This window comes from Pantoea sp. Acro-807, from assembly GCF_011752675.1.
Taxonomy (GTDB): domain Bacteria; phylum Pseudomonadota; class Gammaproteobacteria; order Enterobacterales; family Enterobacteriaceae; genus Pantoea; species Pantoea eucrina.
In genome coordinates this window covers 601,250-615,251 of the sequence record NZ_VWXE01000001.1, presented here as the reverse complement: position 1 = coordinate 615,251, position 14,002 = coordinate 601,250, and the positions used below count along the sequence as shown (strand labels likewise).

The window sequence follows — 14,002 nt, the reverse complement described above, 5'->3', positions numbered from 1 at the left end:
AAAAAATGATGATGCCACTGGTTTTAGCCTCAACCTCCCCGTTTCGTCAGGCGCTGCTCAGCAAGCTTGGCGTACCGTTTGTGACTGCTGCGCCTGACTGCGATGAGACTCCGCAGCCCGAAGAGAGTGCGCCTGAACTGGTGCAGCGCCTGGCGCTGGCCAAAGCGCAGGCGCTGGCTGCGCAGTTTCCGGATCGCTGGATTATCGGCTCCGACCAGGTGTGCGTACTGGAGGGCGCTATCGCCGGCAAGCCGCACACCCGCGAAAACGCCTGCCGCCAGCTGGCTCAGGCGAGCGGAAAAGCGATTGTGTTTTATACCGGGCTGGCGCTGCTGCAGCCCGCCAGCCGGCAGCAGTTTGTGCTGTATGAGCCCTTTACAGTGCACTTCCGCACGCTGAGCAGTCAGGAGATAGCGCGCTACGTTGAGCTGGAGCAGCCGCTGGCGTGCGCCGGCAGCTTTAAAAGCGAAGGACTTGGCATTTGTCTGTTCGACAGGCTGGAGGGGCGCGACCCGAATACGCTGGTCGGGCTGCCGCTGATTGCACTTAATCAGCTGCTGATTAAGGCCGGCATCAACCCGCTGGGCTGATGCCGGTATCGTCAGCTTTTTTTCTGCCGCAGTCTGGTCAGGCAGTGTCTGAGTGCCGCATCCAGCGGCGCCTCCATGCGTAATGTTTCGCCGGTGGCAGGATGCGTAAACGTCAGCGCTGCCGCGTGCAGAAACAGGCGCGATAACCCCGTGCCAGCCAGCTGACGATCAAATTCGCGATCGCCATAGCGATCGTCAAAGGCGATCGGATGGCCACCATGCAGGGTATGCACGCGGATCTGATGCGTGCGGCCGGTCACCGGGCTGGCTTTAACCAGCGTCGCCAGCCCAAAACGCTCTTCTACTTTGAACCGGGTTTCTGAAGGCTTGCCTTCTGCGCTGACGCGCACTACCCGCTCTCCGCTCTGCAGAATGTTTTTCAGCAGCGGAGCCTGCACCACTTTCAGATGAGAAGGCCAGTCGCCGCGTACCAGCGCCAGATAATCTTTCTGCATCCCCTTTTCACGCAGCTGCTCATGCAGTGAGCGCAGCGCCGAACGCTTCTTAGCCACCAGCAATACGCCTGAGGTGTCGCGATCCAGCCGGTGTACCAGCTCCAGAAAACGCGCCTCCGGACGCAGTGCCCGCAGCCCTTCAATAACCCCAAAGCTCAGGCCGCTGCCGCCGTGTACTGCCGTACCGGACGGCTTATTCAGCACCAGCAGATGATCGTCCTCATACAGAATGGCATCCGCTAACGCCGCGACTTTATCAAGCTTTGGCGACACGGCCTGCTCTTCCCGCTCTGCGACCCGCACCGGTGGTACGCGGACTTCATCGCCATCCTCAAGCTTATATTCAGGCTTCACGCGTTTTTTATTTACCCGCACTTCGCCTTTCCGCAGAATGCGATAAATCATGCTCTTTGGCACCCCTTTGAGCTGGGTGCGCAAAAAGTTGTCTATACGTTGTCCGGCATTTTCAGCCGTGATGGCGACAAAATGTACGCCGGGATTCTCTGTTTTCATGCCGGCGATTCTAAATAGTGTCCCCTGATAGCGCCACCCCTTTTTCTGTGCTTAACTCTCTCTGGTTTCAGGCTTCTGACCGCTCAAAACGGTGGCTTTTTCGGCAAACTGCCGATTAGCCCCGCAAATGAACAGGTTAAGAGCCTACAAACTTCACAGCTCGACAAAAGTCGCCTTGCTATATGCGGGTGAGCAGTGGAATAATGCTGCTGTTTCTGCACCAGAAAGATTCGGGCAGAAAAAGAGCGAAATTAAGGTAATTTGCCGGATAAAACGAGCACGCTGCAATGGCGTAAGACGTGATGCTTTATCAGGCACTTAGCGGGCTGCGGGTTGCGGCCTGGACAACAGACTGGGATGTGTGGATTTTCAAAAATTTTGTATTATTTCCACCTTCAGGCGCTGGTTTTCCTTATGAAAAGCAGGCCACCGACAAGATTTGCGCCCCTTTAGCCGCCGACAACCGTGAGGTTGACGTCAGTGCATGCAGACACGGGGCCATCGGTTGATTCTCGTCCAGGGTAACGATGCCCGCAGCTTTATCACTCATGTGAGAATAACGAGTAAGTCACGATGAAAAGAATGTTAATTAACGCAACTCAGCAGGAGGAGTTGCGCGTTGCCCTTGTTGACGGTCAGCGTCTGTACGATCTGGATATCGAAAGCCCCGGACACGAGCAGAAAAAAGCCAATATCTACAAAGGTAAAATCACCCGCGTTGAACCCAGCCTTGAAGCGGCATTTGTCGATTATGGCGCTGAGCGTCACGGTTTCCTCCCTCTGAAAGAAATTTCCCGCGAATACTTCCCAGCTAACTACAACGCGCACGGCCGTCCTAACATCAAAGATGTGCTGCGTGAAGGCCAGGAAGTGATCGTTCAGATTGATAAAGAAGAGCGCGGTAATAAAGGCGCTGCACTTACTACCTTTATCTCTCTCGCAGGCAGCTACCTGGTTCTGATGCCTAACAACCCGCGCGCCGGAGGCATCTCCCGCCGGATTGAAGGCGATGACCGCACTGAACTGAAAGAGGCACTTTCCGCGCTGGAATTGCCGGAAGGCATGGGCCTGATTGTACGCACCGCAGGCGTGGGAAAATCAGCTGAGTCGCTGCAGTGGGATCTGAGCTTCCGTCTCAAGCACTGGGAAGCGATCAAAAAAGCGGCAGAGAGCCGTCCTGCACCCTTCCTGATCCATCAGGAAAGCAACGTCATTGTGCGCGCTTTCCGCGACTACCTGCGTCAGGACATTGGTGAAATTCTTATCGATAATCCTAAAGTGCTGGAGCTGGCGCGTCAGCATATCGCTGCGCTGGGCCGCCCTGACTTTAGCAGCAAGATCAAACTCTACACCGGTGAAATTCCGCTGTTCAGCCACTACCAGATTGAGTCGCAGATCGAGTCCGCCTTCCAGCGTGAAGTCCGTCTGCCTTCTGGCGGCTCAATTGTTATCGACAGCACCGAAGCGTTAACCGCGATCGATATCAACTCCGCTCGTGCAACCCGCGGCGGCGACATCGAAGAAACGGCCTTCAATACTAACCTTGAAGCAGCCGATGAGATTGCCCGCCAGCTGCGCCTGCGCGACCTCGGTGGCCTGATCGTTATCGACTTTATCGATATGACGCCGGTCCGTCATCAGCGCGCCGTAGAGAACCGGCTGCGCGAAGCGGTACGTCAGGATCGTGCACGCATTCAGATTAGCCATATCTCCCGTTTTGGTCTGCTGGAGATGTCGCGTCAGCGTCTCAGCCCGTCACTGGGTGAGTCGAGCCATCACGTCTGCCCGCGCTGTAGCGGTACGGGTACCATCCGCGATAACGAATCACTGTCACTCTCTATTCTGCGTCTGATTGAAGAAGAAGCGCTGAAAGATAACACCAAAGAAGTACACGCCATTGTGCCGGTGCCGGTTGCCTCCTACCTGCTGAACGAAAAACGTGAAGCGGTGAGTGCGATCGAGAAGCGTCAGGGTGGCGTACGCGCCATTATCGTGCCTAACGATCAAATGGAAACGCCGCACTACTCCGTGCTGCGCGTGCGCAAAGGTGAAGAGACACAAACGCTCTCTTATCATCTGCCGAAGCTGCACGAAGCTGAAATGGCGCTGCCATCAGAAGAGGATCACGCCGAGCGCCGTCGTCCGGAACAGCCTGCACTGGCCGCCTTTGTGATGCCAGATGCCCCGCCTGCACCGGTTGAAGTCACTGCCGAAAAACCTGCAGCGAAAAGCGAGCCAACCGCACAGGCTACAGCGCGTCCTGCGGCTGCGGCTGCCACCGTCAGTACGGGTCTTGTGGGTCGTCTGCTTAACGGTCTGAAAAAGCTGTTTGCAGGTGATACTCCGGCAGCAGCCCCGGCGGAAGCACAGCCTCAGCAGGCGAGTAAGCCGGCAGAAGAAGAGAGCAGCACGCAGCAGCGTGGTGAACGCCGTAACCGTCGCAACAATAATCGTCGCGATCGCACGCCGCGTAATGGCGAGCAGGCTCAGAACCGTGAGCCGCGTGAAGCGCGCGAGCCACGGGAAGCCCGTGAGCCCCGTGAAGCGCGCGAGCCGCGTGAAGCCCGTGAGCCACGTGAAAATCGTGAACCGCGTGACAATCAGGAGAATCGTCGCAACAAGCGTCCGAACGAGCCGCGTGCCGAGCGCCCGGTCCTGACTGAAGAGCAGCAGCAGCAGCGCGATGAACAGCAGCAGCAACGTCGCGAACAGCGTGCCGAGCGTCAGCGTCGTCGTCAGGAAGAGAAGCGTGCTCAGCAGCAGGAAGAGAAAGCCGTTGAGTCCGTTACAACCGAAGAGATCCCTGCAGTTGACGCAGCGGTACAGGAAGAAGAGCGCGTTCAGGTCATGCCACGTCGCAAGCCGCGTCTGCTGACTCAGCGTATCCGCAGTGGCGAGGTTATGGAAGCATCACCAGCCGCAGCGCAGCCAGAGGCAGCAGCGGAGATTGCACCGCCGGTTAACACCGCTGAGCAGCCGGAAATGAGTGATGAGCAGGATGATAACGAGAACCGTGAAGGCGCGAACATGCCACGCCGTTCACGTCGTTCTCCGCGTCATCTGCGCGTCAGTGGTCAGCGCCGCCGTCGCTATCGCGATGAGCGCTATCCGCTGCAGTCGCCGATGCCGCTTGAAGCTGCAGCCGCCTCGCCAGAGATGGCATCAGGTAAAGTCTGGGTTTCCTATCCGGTTACGCAGACGCACGAGCAGTTCACCTCTCAGGCGCCGCTGAACGAAATGACCGAATATGGTTATCAGGATGCAGCAGACGCGCTGCCGGTGGCTGCCGAAGCCGCCTCAGCGGGCGTGCCGCAGCCTGAAACGTCAGAGGTTGTACATCAGGCTGAACCGCAGGCGCACACCGAAGTGCCAGTGGTAAACACCGATGACCTGACCCCTGTTGCCGCGCCGGTTGATCATGAGCCTGCCGTTATCTCTGCCGCCGATGAAGCGGTGGCGCAGGAGACGGCTGCGGAAGCCGAGCCTGCGATCGTAACTGAGAACGTGTCAGAAGAAGCGCCACAGCCTGCTGTGCAGGATGCGGTACAGCCAACTGTGACCGAAGCCGCTGCCGCAGCAGAACAGGCACCGGCGGATGTGACTCCTGCTGTTGAAACGCAGGTTGAAAAGGTGCTGTCAGCGCCAGTCGCGGCGGAAGCCCCTGCTGCGCCAGTGGCTGAACCTCATGCGCCGGTTCCGGCACGCGATGTGTCAGTTGAGCAGTCAGAGCCACGCTTTAAGCTGCACGCCACGGCACCAATGACCCGCGCGCCAGCACCGGCCTGGGAACCAGAGCCGGCACGTCACAGCGACTGGGTACGTCCGCCGTTCAGCTTTGAAGGCCGCGGCTCTGCCGGTGGTCACAGCGCGACGCATCAGGCTACCGCACCGGCAACCCGTCCGGACAGCGTGTAACTCTGCGCGGATAAAAAAACAAAACCCCGGCTGGTCCGGGGTTTTTTATTGCCTGCTGTTTACCGGGAGCGGCCTGAACCGCAGCCAAAAAAAACCCACCGCCCGCGAAGGCGATGGGAAAAACAAGCGCACCCGGTTAAGTACGCTGAATGTCAGGTCAGTTACGAATTAAGCTGGAACAGCGACATCTTTGACATATCGCTAAAGGTTTTATACGACGCCTGCAGGGCTGTCTGCTGCATGGTGTAGCTGGAGATCGCCTGGGTGTAGTCAACCTGTACCAGATCGCTCATCTGCGTGGTCATGATGGTATTGCGATCGTCACCCTGCTGATTGAGCGCACTCACCTCAGCCATCTGGATCCCCACAGCAGAACGTACCGTCAGCACGTTATTCAGTGAGTTGCTCAGCCCGCGGTTGGTTTTATCCATTGCGGCCTGAAACGCCTGCTTTGTGGCGTCGTCCGCGTTATCCTGCGGCGTTTTCAGCGCGGCAATTGCGCTGTCGAGCATGCTGAACAGGCTGGTCTCGCTGGTGCCGTTATCGGGCTCTGGCTTTGCATTGCTGGTGATCGCCATAAACACGGACTTACCGGTGCTGCCCACCTGCATGGTGCGGCTTTCATCGACTTTCTGCGTAATCGGCTCATCCCCGCCCACATAGGCCACGCCGGTGCTGCTATCGCTAAACGGCGGCGCATCGGTCTTATAGCCGGCAAAAATATAGCGCCCGTTACCATCCTGACTGTTTGCCTGGTTCAGCAACTGCGCGCGCAGCCCTTCCAGCTGCGTAGCCAGGGAGCCACGATCTTCATCACTCAGGGTGCCGGTGGAGGCATTTACGATGGTGGTCTGCGCATCCTGTATGGTACTGACCACGCTGGAGAGCGCATTCTCTTCCATCGAGAGGCTCTGATTAGCAAAACTGCGTGCCGTGGCATACTGGCTGCTTTTTACCTGCGACTGTGACAGCACCACCGCGCGTGAGGCTGCGATAGGATCGTCAGAGGGATTACTGACCCGCAGCCCGGTTGCCAGCTGCTGGCCTACCTTCAGCCAGGATGATTGCGAGTCGGTGATCCCGCGCACCTGCTGGTCAAAAATCATACTTGAGCTAAGACGCACTTTCTTCTCTCCTCTGCTTAGCTGCGAATGCCCATCAGCGCATTAAACACCGCGCTGGCGGTCTGCAATACCTGCGCATTCGCCATATAAAACTGCTGATACTTCGTCAGGTTGGCGTACTCTTCATCAAGGTTAACGCCGGAGACGGACTGCTGCCGGTTGTTCAGCTGCGTGACCACGTTTTTCTGCGTGGTGCTGGCGGTTTCCAGCGAGTTGGTTTTATTACCTACGCTGCTGACAAGGCTGGCATAAGCCTGCGCAATCGTTGCATTTCCGTTAACCAGCTTGCTGTCCTGCAGATCGAGCAGCTTCTGTGCGTTGCGGTTGTCGCTTTCGCCGCTGCCTTTCGCTGCTGCTGCTGCGATCTCTGACTCGCTGGTGATGGCAACCGACATGCCGCCAATCACGTTCTGTACCGGCTTAACCAGAAAACTGTCACCGCTCTTCGCGCTGCCGCTGACCGTCAGCTGCAGCCCATCAAAATTCAGCGTGCCGTCGGCCGCCGGCGCTACGTCAAAACGCACGTTATCGGCAGCACGGGTAACGGACCAGGTGCCGCTCTCATAGCTAACGGTATAGTTGGACGCTTTCAGGGCGCTGGCGTCACTCCAGCTGGCGCTGACCGATGCCGTTGAGGTGTTTTTCAGGTTGCTGACCACATCCGGACTGCCGATAGTAAAGAACGCTTTTCCTGCGTTGCCTTCGCTGTCAAAACCGCCCTGATGCACGTCGTTAAATGCGGTGGTAAACGCTGCGGCCAGCTGGCCCAGCTGGTTCTGGGCGCCGTCCAGATCCTGCGTACGAAACGCCAGCAATCCACCCAGCGAGCCGGTGGTCAGCGTTTTTTCCGGGATCGCTACGTTACCGGCCTGTTTGTCGCTGTAGCCAACGGTAAGGCGCGTAGAGTCGGCGCCCGAAGGCATCGCCACCAGGCTGGTCGCATTACGACCGTTAACCAGGGTGATATTGCCTGCTGAGACGATATAGCTGCCATCCTGCTGCGCAACTTTCACGCCCACCACGTTGTTCAGACTATTGACCAGCTGATCGCGCTGATCCAGCAGATCGTTAGGCGCAGCGCCACCGCCGGTGGTGAGCTTTGCAATCTGCGTATTGAGGTCGGCAATCTGGCGTGTAAAGGTATTGACCTGATCGACGCTGGCAGCGATATCGGTATTCACGCTGGTCTGCATGTTATTAAGGTATTGCGCCGTGGTCTGGAACTGATTAACCAGCCCCTGGGCATAACTCAGCATCGACTGACGCGCTGACGGATCGTTGGCGTTACTGACCACGTTCTGTACGTTGGTAAAAAAGCTCTGAATCGATGTTGAGAGGCTGGTGGTAGACGTAGAGAGCAGATCGTCGATATTGGAGATCTGATTATGCTGGGTATTGACCGCGCTGTAGCTGGCGCTGGAGCCACGCAGCTGCGTCGTGATGAACTCATCATACTCACGCTGTACGCCGCTGACATTCACGCCGTTGCCATAATAGCTGTTGCCCTGCAGCGTGCTGTTAGCCTGCGACAGCAGAATAGTCTGCCGCGAGTAGCCCGCCACGGTATAGTTACTGATGTTGTTACTGGTGGTGCTTAATGCGGCCTGTGCGGCGCTCAGCCCGCTCATTGCGGAGTTAATTATACTGGACATCTCGGTTCCTTTCTTTCCCGTTAACCGGGCTGGCAGTCATCAGTGCAGTTGTGCGGACGGCAGGCGCCCGCAACATATGAAGGTTATCGGCGTGCTTAAGGGAAACTTGAGGCTAAGACGTCAGAACAGATCGGTGATATCCTGGCCGTAAGCTTTTACGACTTTTTCGCCCATGTTTTTGAATTGCTGAATCATTCCCACCAGTTTTTGCGCATATTTCGGATCGGTAGCGTAACCCGCCGCCTGCAGCGCGCGCGCGCCCTGTTCAGCACTCGGCGCGCTGGTGACCGCCGCATAGCGCGGATTTTTCGACAGCAGGCGCACATAGTCGGTCAGCGCCTCCAGGTAGGAGCCATAGACGCGGAAGCTGGCGCGCACTTTCTTCGCCTCACCCGCCTCATACTCGGTGGTCATGATATCCGTGGTTTCGCCTTTCCAATCGCCGCTCGCCTTGATACCAAACACGTTATAGCTCGGCTTGCCGTCGCGGGTCAGGATCTGACGTTGACCCCAGCCCGACTCCAGCGCCGCCTGCGCCAGAATCAGGTGGTGCGGTATACCGCTCTGCTGGCTGGCGAGTTTCGCCGGCTGCGCCAGCTGGGCGATAAACTCACTGCTGTCAGAAGGCAGGTTCGCAGGCGTTACCGGCAGACGCGGTACCGCTTTGCGCACAATCTGTTCCAGCTGCATTGGCACGCTGTTGCTGCTGCTGTAGATAAAGCTGTTATCCAGCTTCATCGGCAGCGTGCCGGCCCGCTCATCCGGTGCCTGCGCGGGCTGCATCTGTTTGACAATCGTGTCAGCCAGACCCAGTCCGCGTTTGCCTATATCCTGCGCAATCTGCTGATCGTAGAGCGAGGTGTAGAGTCGCGTCTGGTCGTTGCTCAGCGCGCCATCCTGCGGCAGCGCGTCGCGCATGCTTTTCAGCATCATCTGCACAAACATGCCCTCTACCTGTTTCGCCACCTGCAGCGCTTTTCCTTTGGGATCGGCAGCGGCCTGGCGTTTCAGCTCGTTCAGCGAGCGGCTGTCATACGCCGCATTGTTCAGCGATAGCATATCGGTCATCAGATGATTTCCAGCTTCGCGCGCAGACAGCCTGCGCTCTCCATCGATTGCAGAATCGACATCAGCTCTATCGGCGTTGCACCCAGCGCATTCAGGGCACGCACCACATTGTTCAGATTTGCGCTGGCGTTGACGCGCTGCAGTGCGCCACCGCTCTGCCGCAGATCGATCTGCGTCTGCGTTGTCGCCACCGTCTGCCCGCCGGCCAGCGGCGTATCAGGCTGACTGACGTTCTGCTGCTGATTCACAGTGACCGACAGATTCCCCTGCGCCACTGCACAGGTGTTCAGCGTAACCTCGCGGTTCATCACCACCGTGCCGGTGCGTGAGTTGACAATCACTTTGGCATCTTCCAGCGGCACAGAGACATCAATGTTCTGGATCTCCGCCAGCGCCCGCACCTGAGAGCTGTTGTTGGGTGAGACGCGGATCTGTACGGTGCGCGCATCCAGCGGCAGTGCCGACCCGACGCCGCGGCTGTTGATGGCATCCGCAATGCGCTGCGCCATGGTAAAATCTTCATTATTCAGCTGCAGGTTAATGGTGTTCTGGCTGCCAAAGTTGCTCTGCAGCTCGCGTTCAACGGTGGCCCCGCCGGTAATACGGCCTCCGTTAAGCTGGTTAACCTGTACGCTGCTGCCGCCGGCCGACGCGCCCGCGCCGCCAACCAGAATATTTCCCTGCGCCAGCGCATACACCTGATTATCCACCCCTTTCATCGGCGTCATCAGCAGCGTACCGCCGCGCAGGCTTTTGGCGTTACCCAGCGAAGAGACCACGACGTCCAGCGTCTGTCCCTGACGGGCAAACGAAGGCAGCTTCGCTGTCACCATTACTGCCGCCACGTTTTTCAGCTGCATATTGGTGCCAGCCGGCACGGTGATCCCCAGCTGGGAGAGCATGTTGCTGACCGTCTGGGTGGTGAACGGTGTCTGGGTGGTCTGATCTCCGGTACCGTCCAGTCCCACCACCAGCCCATAGCCAATCAGCTGGTTTTCGCGCACGCCCTGGATGCTGGTCAAATCGCGAATGCGATCTGCCTGCGCCATCAGACTGCTGACAGCGAGCAGTAAACCGAGACCCGCGCGCAGCAAAATACTTTTTTTCATCATGACCTCTTACATCGGCGAGATGTTCAGGAAGAAGCGCTGGAACCAGCCCATAGTCTGCGCCTCATTGATATAACCGTTACCTACGTACTCAATGCGCGCATCGGCCACCTGAGTAGAGAGCACGGCGTTGCTGGCACTGATGGTGCGCGGATTGACCACGCCAGAGAAACGAATAAACTCGGTGCCCTGATTAATCTCAATCTGTTTCTCACCCACGACGCGCAGGTTGCCGTTAGAGAGCACCTGATTCACGGTCACGGTGATGGTACCGGTAAAGGTGTTGTTGGCGGTGGCGCCCCCTTTACCTGCAAAATCATTTTTGCCGCCGGCGCTCAGTGCGGCTTTCTCACCGCCTGCGCCCAGCAGGCCTTCCAGCCCGGTCGGCACGCCGGTTACGCCAAAGCTGTTGCTGCCATTGCGGTTAGCGCTGGCGGAGGAGCTTTTGCTCGCGCTGACGTTCTCCTGCAGCGTGATGGTCAGCGTGTCACCAATATTGCGTGGACGACGATCCTCAAACAGCGGCTGGTAGCCGTAGTTCAGCGGCGCAACGCCCTGAAAAATAGAGCCGTTCACCACCGGTGGCGCAGACGGCGTAGGTTCTGCCGTGGTTACCCCTTGTACCAGTGGCGTGCGCGGCACCAGCGCACAACCGTTGAGCGTCAGTAGCAGCGTCGCTACTAACCAATGACCAGGCTTGAGAATCGCTTGCTTCGCCACGGAGTTCTGACCTTCTGTATGTTCTTAATCGGGCCAGCGGAGTGGCCCAACGATCCCGGCGTTAAAGCTGGGTGAGTTTCTGCAGCATCTGATCGGAGGTACTGATCGCCTTGCTGTTAATTTCATACGCGCGCTGCGTCTGGATCATGGTCACCAGCTCTTCCGCCACGTTGACGTTTGAGGTTTCCACATATCCCTGATAGAGCAGGCCTGCGCCGTTCTGACCAGGCGTGCTCTCAGTAGGCGCGCCGGACGCCTGCGTTTCCTGATAGAGGTTCTCGCCGACGCTGTCGAGACCGGCATCGTTCATAAAGGTGCTCAGCGTGAGCTGGCCCACCTGTGCGGGCTGCGCCTGCCCCTGCTGCGTCACCGTAACCACACCGTCGCGGGCAATCGTGATGCTGGTGGCGTTTGCCGGGATCGTGATACCCGGCTGTACCGGGAACCCGGCGTTGGTCACCAGCTGACCATTCTGATCCACCTGGAAAGAGCCATCACGCGTATAGGCAGAGGTGCCATCCGGCATCTGCACCTGAAAATAACCCTGTCCGTTTACCGCCACATCTTTTGAGTTGCTGGTCTGCGACAGGTTGCCCTGGTTATGCAGACGCTCAGTGGTAACCGGGCGTACACCGGTACCGATCTGCAGACCAGACGGCAGCGTAGTCTGCTCAGAGGATTGCGCACCAGGCTGACGCAGCGTCTGATACATCAGATCTTCGAAGACCGCGCGCGAACGCTTAAAGCCGTTGGTGCTGACGTTTGCCAGGTTGTTGGCAATGACGTCCATATTGGTTTGCTGTGCGTCAAGACCGGTTTTCGCGATCCATAAAGAACGAATCATTCTGTTTTCCTTACGCCTTAGCTGCTCATATTGAGCAGCTGATTAGCGCGCTGTTCGTTTTCATCAACGTTTGAGATCACTTTCATCTGCATCTCAAACCGTCGGGCGTTGGCGATCATATCGACCATGGTTTCAACCGGCTTGACGTTGCTGCCTTCCAGCACGCCCGGCATCACCTGCACCGTCGCGTCGTTAGCCAGCGCAGCACCGCGCTGCGCCTGGGTCGCCGCGCTGGGGCGAAACATGCCGTCGTCACCGCGCGTCAGCTCCTGCCCGGTGGCGCGCACCAGCTTGAGCCGGCCGAGCTGAACCGTGGCGTTAGGCGCATCGCCCGCATTGAGTGCGGTGATCGAGCCATCTGCCGCGATGGTGAGCTGGGCACCCTGCGGCACCGCAATCGGTCCGCCGTCACCCATGACGGGATTGCCCTGAATGGTCAGCTGACCGGTGGGACTGATCTGCATATTCCCGTTACGGGTATAGGCTTCACTGCCATCCGCGGTGCGTACGGCCAGCCAGCCATCCTGCTGTACCGCTACATCCAGCGGACGCTCGGTGTAGTCGAGCGAACCCTGCGTCATATCGGCACCCGGCGTTGAGGCGGCTACCAGCGTGCGCGTTGGCAGAGACCAGCCGCTGACCGGCACCGCGCGCAGCGCATTCAGCTGCGCCCGGAAGCCCGGTGTCGAAGCATTGGCGAGGTTGCTGGCGGTAACAGACTGCTGCTCCATCGTCTGACTGGCCGCGCCCATCGCGGTATATATTGCGTGATCCATAAAGCAATCCCGTTAGCGTATTAACGAAGGTTAACCAGGGTGTTAAGGATCTGATCCTGGGTTTTAATGGTCTGGCTATTCGCCTGGTAGTTACGCTGTGCCACGATCATATTCACCAGCTCTTTACTCAGATCGACGTTGGAGGCTTCCAGCGCACCAGAGGTCAGGCTGCCGTAGGTGCCGGTACCGGCCAGACCGATAGCCGCCTGCCCGGATGAGCTGGAGGCGGACCAGACGTTATCCCCTTCTGACTTCAGCCCTTCCGGGTTAGAGAAGCTCGCCAGCACGATCTGACCCAGCAGCTGGGTTTTACGGTTGGAGTAAGTCCCGCTGATGGTGCCGTCATCGTTAATGGTGTAGCCGGTGAGGTCGCCAGGCGCATAGCCATCCTGCGTCGGGTTACCAAAGTTAGTCGCGCCGGTGTTCTGCTGCAGGCTGCCCAGCACGCTCAGTGCAATCGGCTGGCCCGCTGCGGCGCCGTTAGAGCCGTCAATGGTCAGGCCGATGGTGTTAGCGGAGGTCAGCTTGCCGCTGGTGTCAAAGGTCATCGTAAAGTTACCGGCGGTTTTACCGGTGGTAGAGTCGATCGCGTGCACCGCCCAGGTATTATCCGCGCTCTTGGCGTAGTAGAGATCCAGCGCGTGATCGTTACCCTGCGAGTCATACACGGTCACGGTGCTTTTCGCGTTATAGCTGTCCACTTTGCTGGTATCAAACGGCGTGACGGTCGGGATCGCATCGGTTGAGTTCAGGTTAGACACCAGCGTCGCGCTGCTGGTGGCGCGCGCTGACATCTGCGTGGTGGGAATGCTCAGCGCAATCGGGTTCGCACCGTTCTGGATGGTTGGCGGGGTGCCGTTTGCCGGATAGCCAGTCACTTTCATCCCCTGGGTGTTCACCAGGTTACGGTTCTCATCCAGCGTAAACTGACCGTTGCGTGAATAGAACACGCCGCCGCTGGCGTCGGTCATACGGAAGAAGCCGTTACCGCTCAGCGCCACATCCAGCCCGCGGCTGGTTGAGGTGGTGGTGCCGTCATTGAAGTTCTGGATCACCGCCGCCACTTTGGTTCCCATACCGACGTTAGAGCCTGCGAACATATCGGCAAAGGCGATGGTGCTCGACTTAAAGCCCGCCGTGGCGGAGTTGGCGATGTTGTTACCAATGACATCAAGGTTGCTGGAAGCAGCACCCAGGCCGCTCACCGCTTGTGAAAAAGACATGTAATCTCTCCTG

General features: G+C 58.2%; 12 protein-coding genes. 3 read left to right on the top strand and 9 right to left on the bottom strand.

All coding sequences use genetic code 11. From position 1 onward, the window contains the following. Positions 1 to 5: 5 nt before the first annotated feature. A complete protein-coding gene (locus tag F3J39_RS02945; RefSeq protein ID WP_039383826.1) occupies positions 6 to 590 on the top strand; it encodes a nucleoside triphosphate pyrophosphatase in 585 nt (194 codons plus the stop codon). An 11-nt stretch (positions 591 to 601) separates the two neighbouring features. On the opposite strand, the gene rluC is transcribed toward F3J39_RS02945, so the two are convergent. After that, positions 602 to 1,558: a 23S rRNA pseudouridine(955/2504/2580) synthase RluC gene (gene rluC, locus F3J39_RS02940; RefSeq protein ID WP_104084769.1), complete on the bottom strand. Its 957-nt coding sequence runs from the start codon at positions 1,556 to 1,558 to the stop codon at positions 602 to 604. A gap of 299 nt (positions 1,559 to 1,857) precedes the next feature. Here rluC and F3J39_RS02935 point away from each other — a divergent pair, with 299 nt between their 5' ends. Together F3J39_RS02935 and rne are read left to right on the top strand one after the other, a co-directional pair. Further along, positions 1,858 to 2,067, top strand: a complete 210-nt coding sequence (locus F3J39_RS02935) for a hypothetical protein (RefSeq protein WP_139074200.1) — start codon at positions 1,858 to 1,860, stop codon at positions 2,065 to 2,067. A gap of 64 nt (positions 2,068 to 2,131) precedes the next feature. Further along, positions 2,132 to 5,473 carry a ribonuclease E gene (rne, locus tag F3J39_RS02930; protein WP_166713817.1) on the top strand — a complete coding sequence of 1,114 codons (3,342 nt, stop codon included), beginning with the start codon at positions 2,132 to 2,134 and terminating at the stop codon, positions 5,471 to 5,473. A 161-nt stretch (positions 5,474 to 5,634) separates the two neighbouring features. Here rne and flgL read toward each other — a convergent pair whose 3' ends face one another. From flgL to flgE, 8 genes are all read right to left on the bottom strand, one after another. Continuing rightward, positions 5,635 to 6,597 (bottom strand): flagellar hook-associated protein FlgL, encoded by a 963-nt coding sequence (gene flgL / locus F3J39_RS02925; protein ID WP_039383815.1) that lies wholly within the window; start codon positions 6,595 to 6,597, stop codon positions 5,635 to 5,637. Positions 6,598 to 6,614: 17 nt separating this feature from the next. Then, complete coding sequence (flgK, locus tag F3J39_RS02920) at positions 6,615 to 8,249, bottom strand: flagellar hook-associated protein FlgK (RefSeq protein WP_104084767.1); 1,635 nt, start codon at positions 8,247 to 8,249, stop codon at positions 6,615 to 6,617. 120 nt (positions 8,250 to 8,369) lie between these two features. Then, complete coding sequence (flgJ, locus tag F3J39_RS02915) at positions 8,370 to 9,317, bottom strand: flagellar assembly peptidoglycan hydrolase FlgJ (protein ID WP_166713816.1); 948 nt, start codon at positions 9,315 to 9,317, stop codon at positions 8,370 to 8,372. Then, positions 9,317 to 10,366, bottom strand: coding sequence for a flagellar basal body P-ring protein FlgI (locus F3J39_RS02910; protein ID WP_233207422.1), 1,050 nt, complete (start codon positions 10,364 to 10,366; stop codon positions 9,317 to 9,319). Before F3J39_RS02910 ends, flgJ begins: the two co-directional genes overlap by 1 nt. A gap of 69 nt (positions 10,367 to 10,435) precedes the next feature. Further along, positions 10,436 to 11,146 (bottom strand): flagellar basal body L-ring protein FlgH, encoded by a 711-nt coding sequence (locus F3J39_RS02905; RefSeq protein ID WP_039383804.1) that lies wholly within the window; start codon positions 11,144 to 11,146, stop codon positions 10,436 to 10,438. Between the two features lie 61 nt (positions 11,147 to 11,207). Beyond that, positions 11,208 to 11,990 (bottom strand): flagellar basal-body rod protein FlgG, encoded by a 783-nt coding sequence (flgG, locus tag F3J39_RS02900; protein WP_039383803.1) that lies wholly within the window; start codon positions 11,988 to 11,990, stop codon positions 11,208 to 11,210. Between the two features lie 17 nt (positions 11,991 to 12,007). Next, complete coding sequence (locus tag F3J39_RS02895) at positions 12,008 to 12,766, bottom strand: flagellar basal body rod protein FlgF (RefSeq protein WP_039383802.1); 759 nt, start codon at positions 12,764 to 12,766, stop codon at positions 12,008 to 12,010. Between the two features lie 20 nt (positions 12,767 to 12,786). Then, positions 12,787 to 13,989, bottom strand: coding sequence for a flagellar hook protein FlgE (flgE, locus tag F3J39_RS02890; RefSeq protein WP_039383799.1), 1,203 nt, complete (start codon positions 13,987 to 13,989; stop codon positions 12,787 to 12,789). Positions 13,990 to 14,002 lie beyond the last annotated feature (13 nt).

Excerpts from the sequence above, each read along its gene's own strand:
- F3J39_RS02945 (WP_039383826.1), top strand. The coding sequence starts at position 6 with ATGATGATGCCACTGGTTTTAGCCTCAACCTCCCCGTTTCGTCAGGCG.
- rluC (WP_104084769.1), bottom strand. The coding sequence starts at position 1,558 with ATGAAAACAGAGAATCCCGGCGTACATTTTGTCGCCATCACGGCTGAA.
- rne (WP_166713817.1), top strand. The coding sequence starts at position 2,132 with ATGAAAAGAATGTTAATTAACGCAACTCAGCAGGAGGAGTTGCGCGTT.
- flgK (WP_104084767.1), bottom strand. The coding sequence starts at position 8,249 with ATGTCCAGTATAATTAACTCCGCAATGAGCGGGCTGAGCGCCGCACAG.
- flgJ (WP_166713816.1), bottom strand. The coding sequence starts at position 9,317 with ATGACCGATATGCTATCGCTGAACAATGCGGCGTATGACAGCCGCTCG.
- F3J39_RS02910 (WP_233207422.1), bottom strand. The coding sequence starts at position 10,366 with ATGGCGCAGGCAGATCGCATTCGCGATTTGACCAGCATCCAGGGCGTG.
- flgG (WP_039383803.1), bottom strand. The coding sequence starts at position 11,990 with ATGATTCGTTCTTTATGGATCGCGAAAACCGGTCTTGACGCACAGCAA.
- F3J39_RS02895 (WP_039383802.1), bottom strand. The coding sequence starts at position 12,766 with ATGGATCACGCAATATATACCGCGATGGGCGCGGCCAGTCAGACGATG.
- flgE (WP_039383799.1), bottom strand. The coding sequence starts at position 13,989 with ATGTCTTTTTCACAAGCGGTGAGCGGCCTGGGTGCTGCTTCCAGCAAC.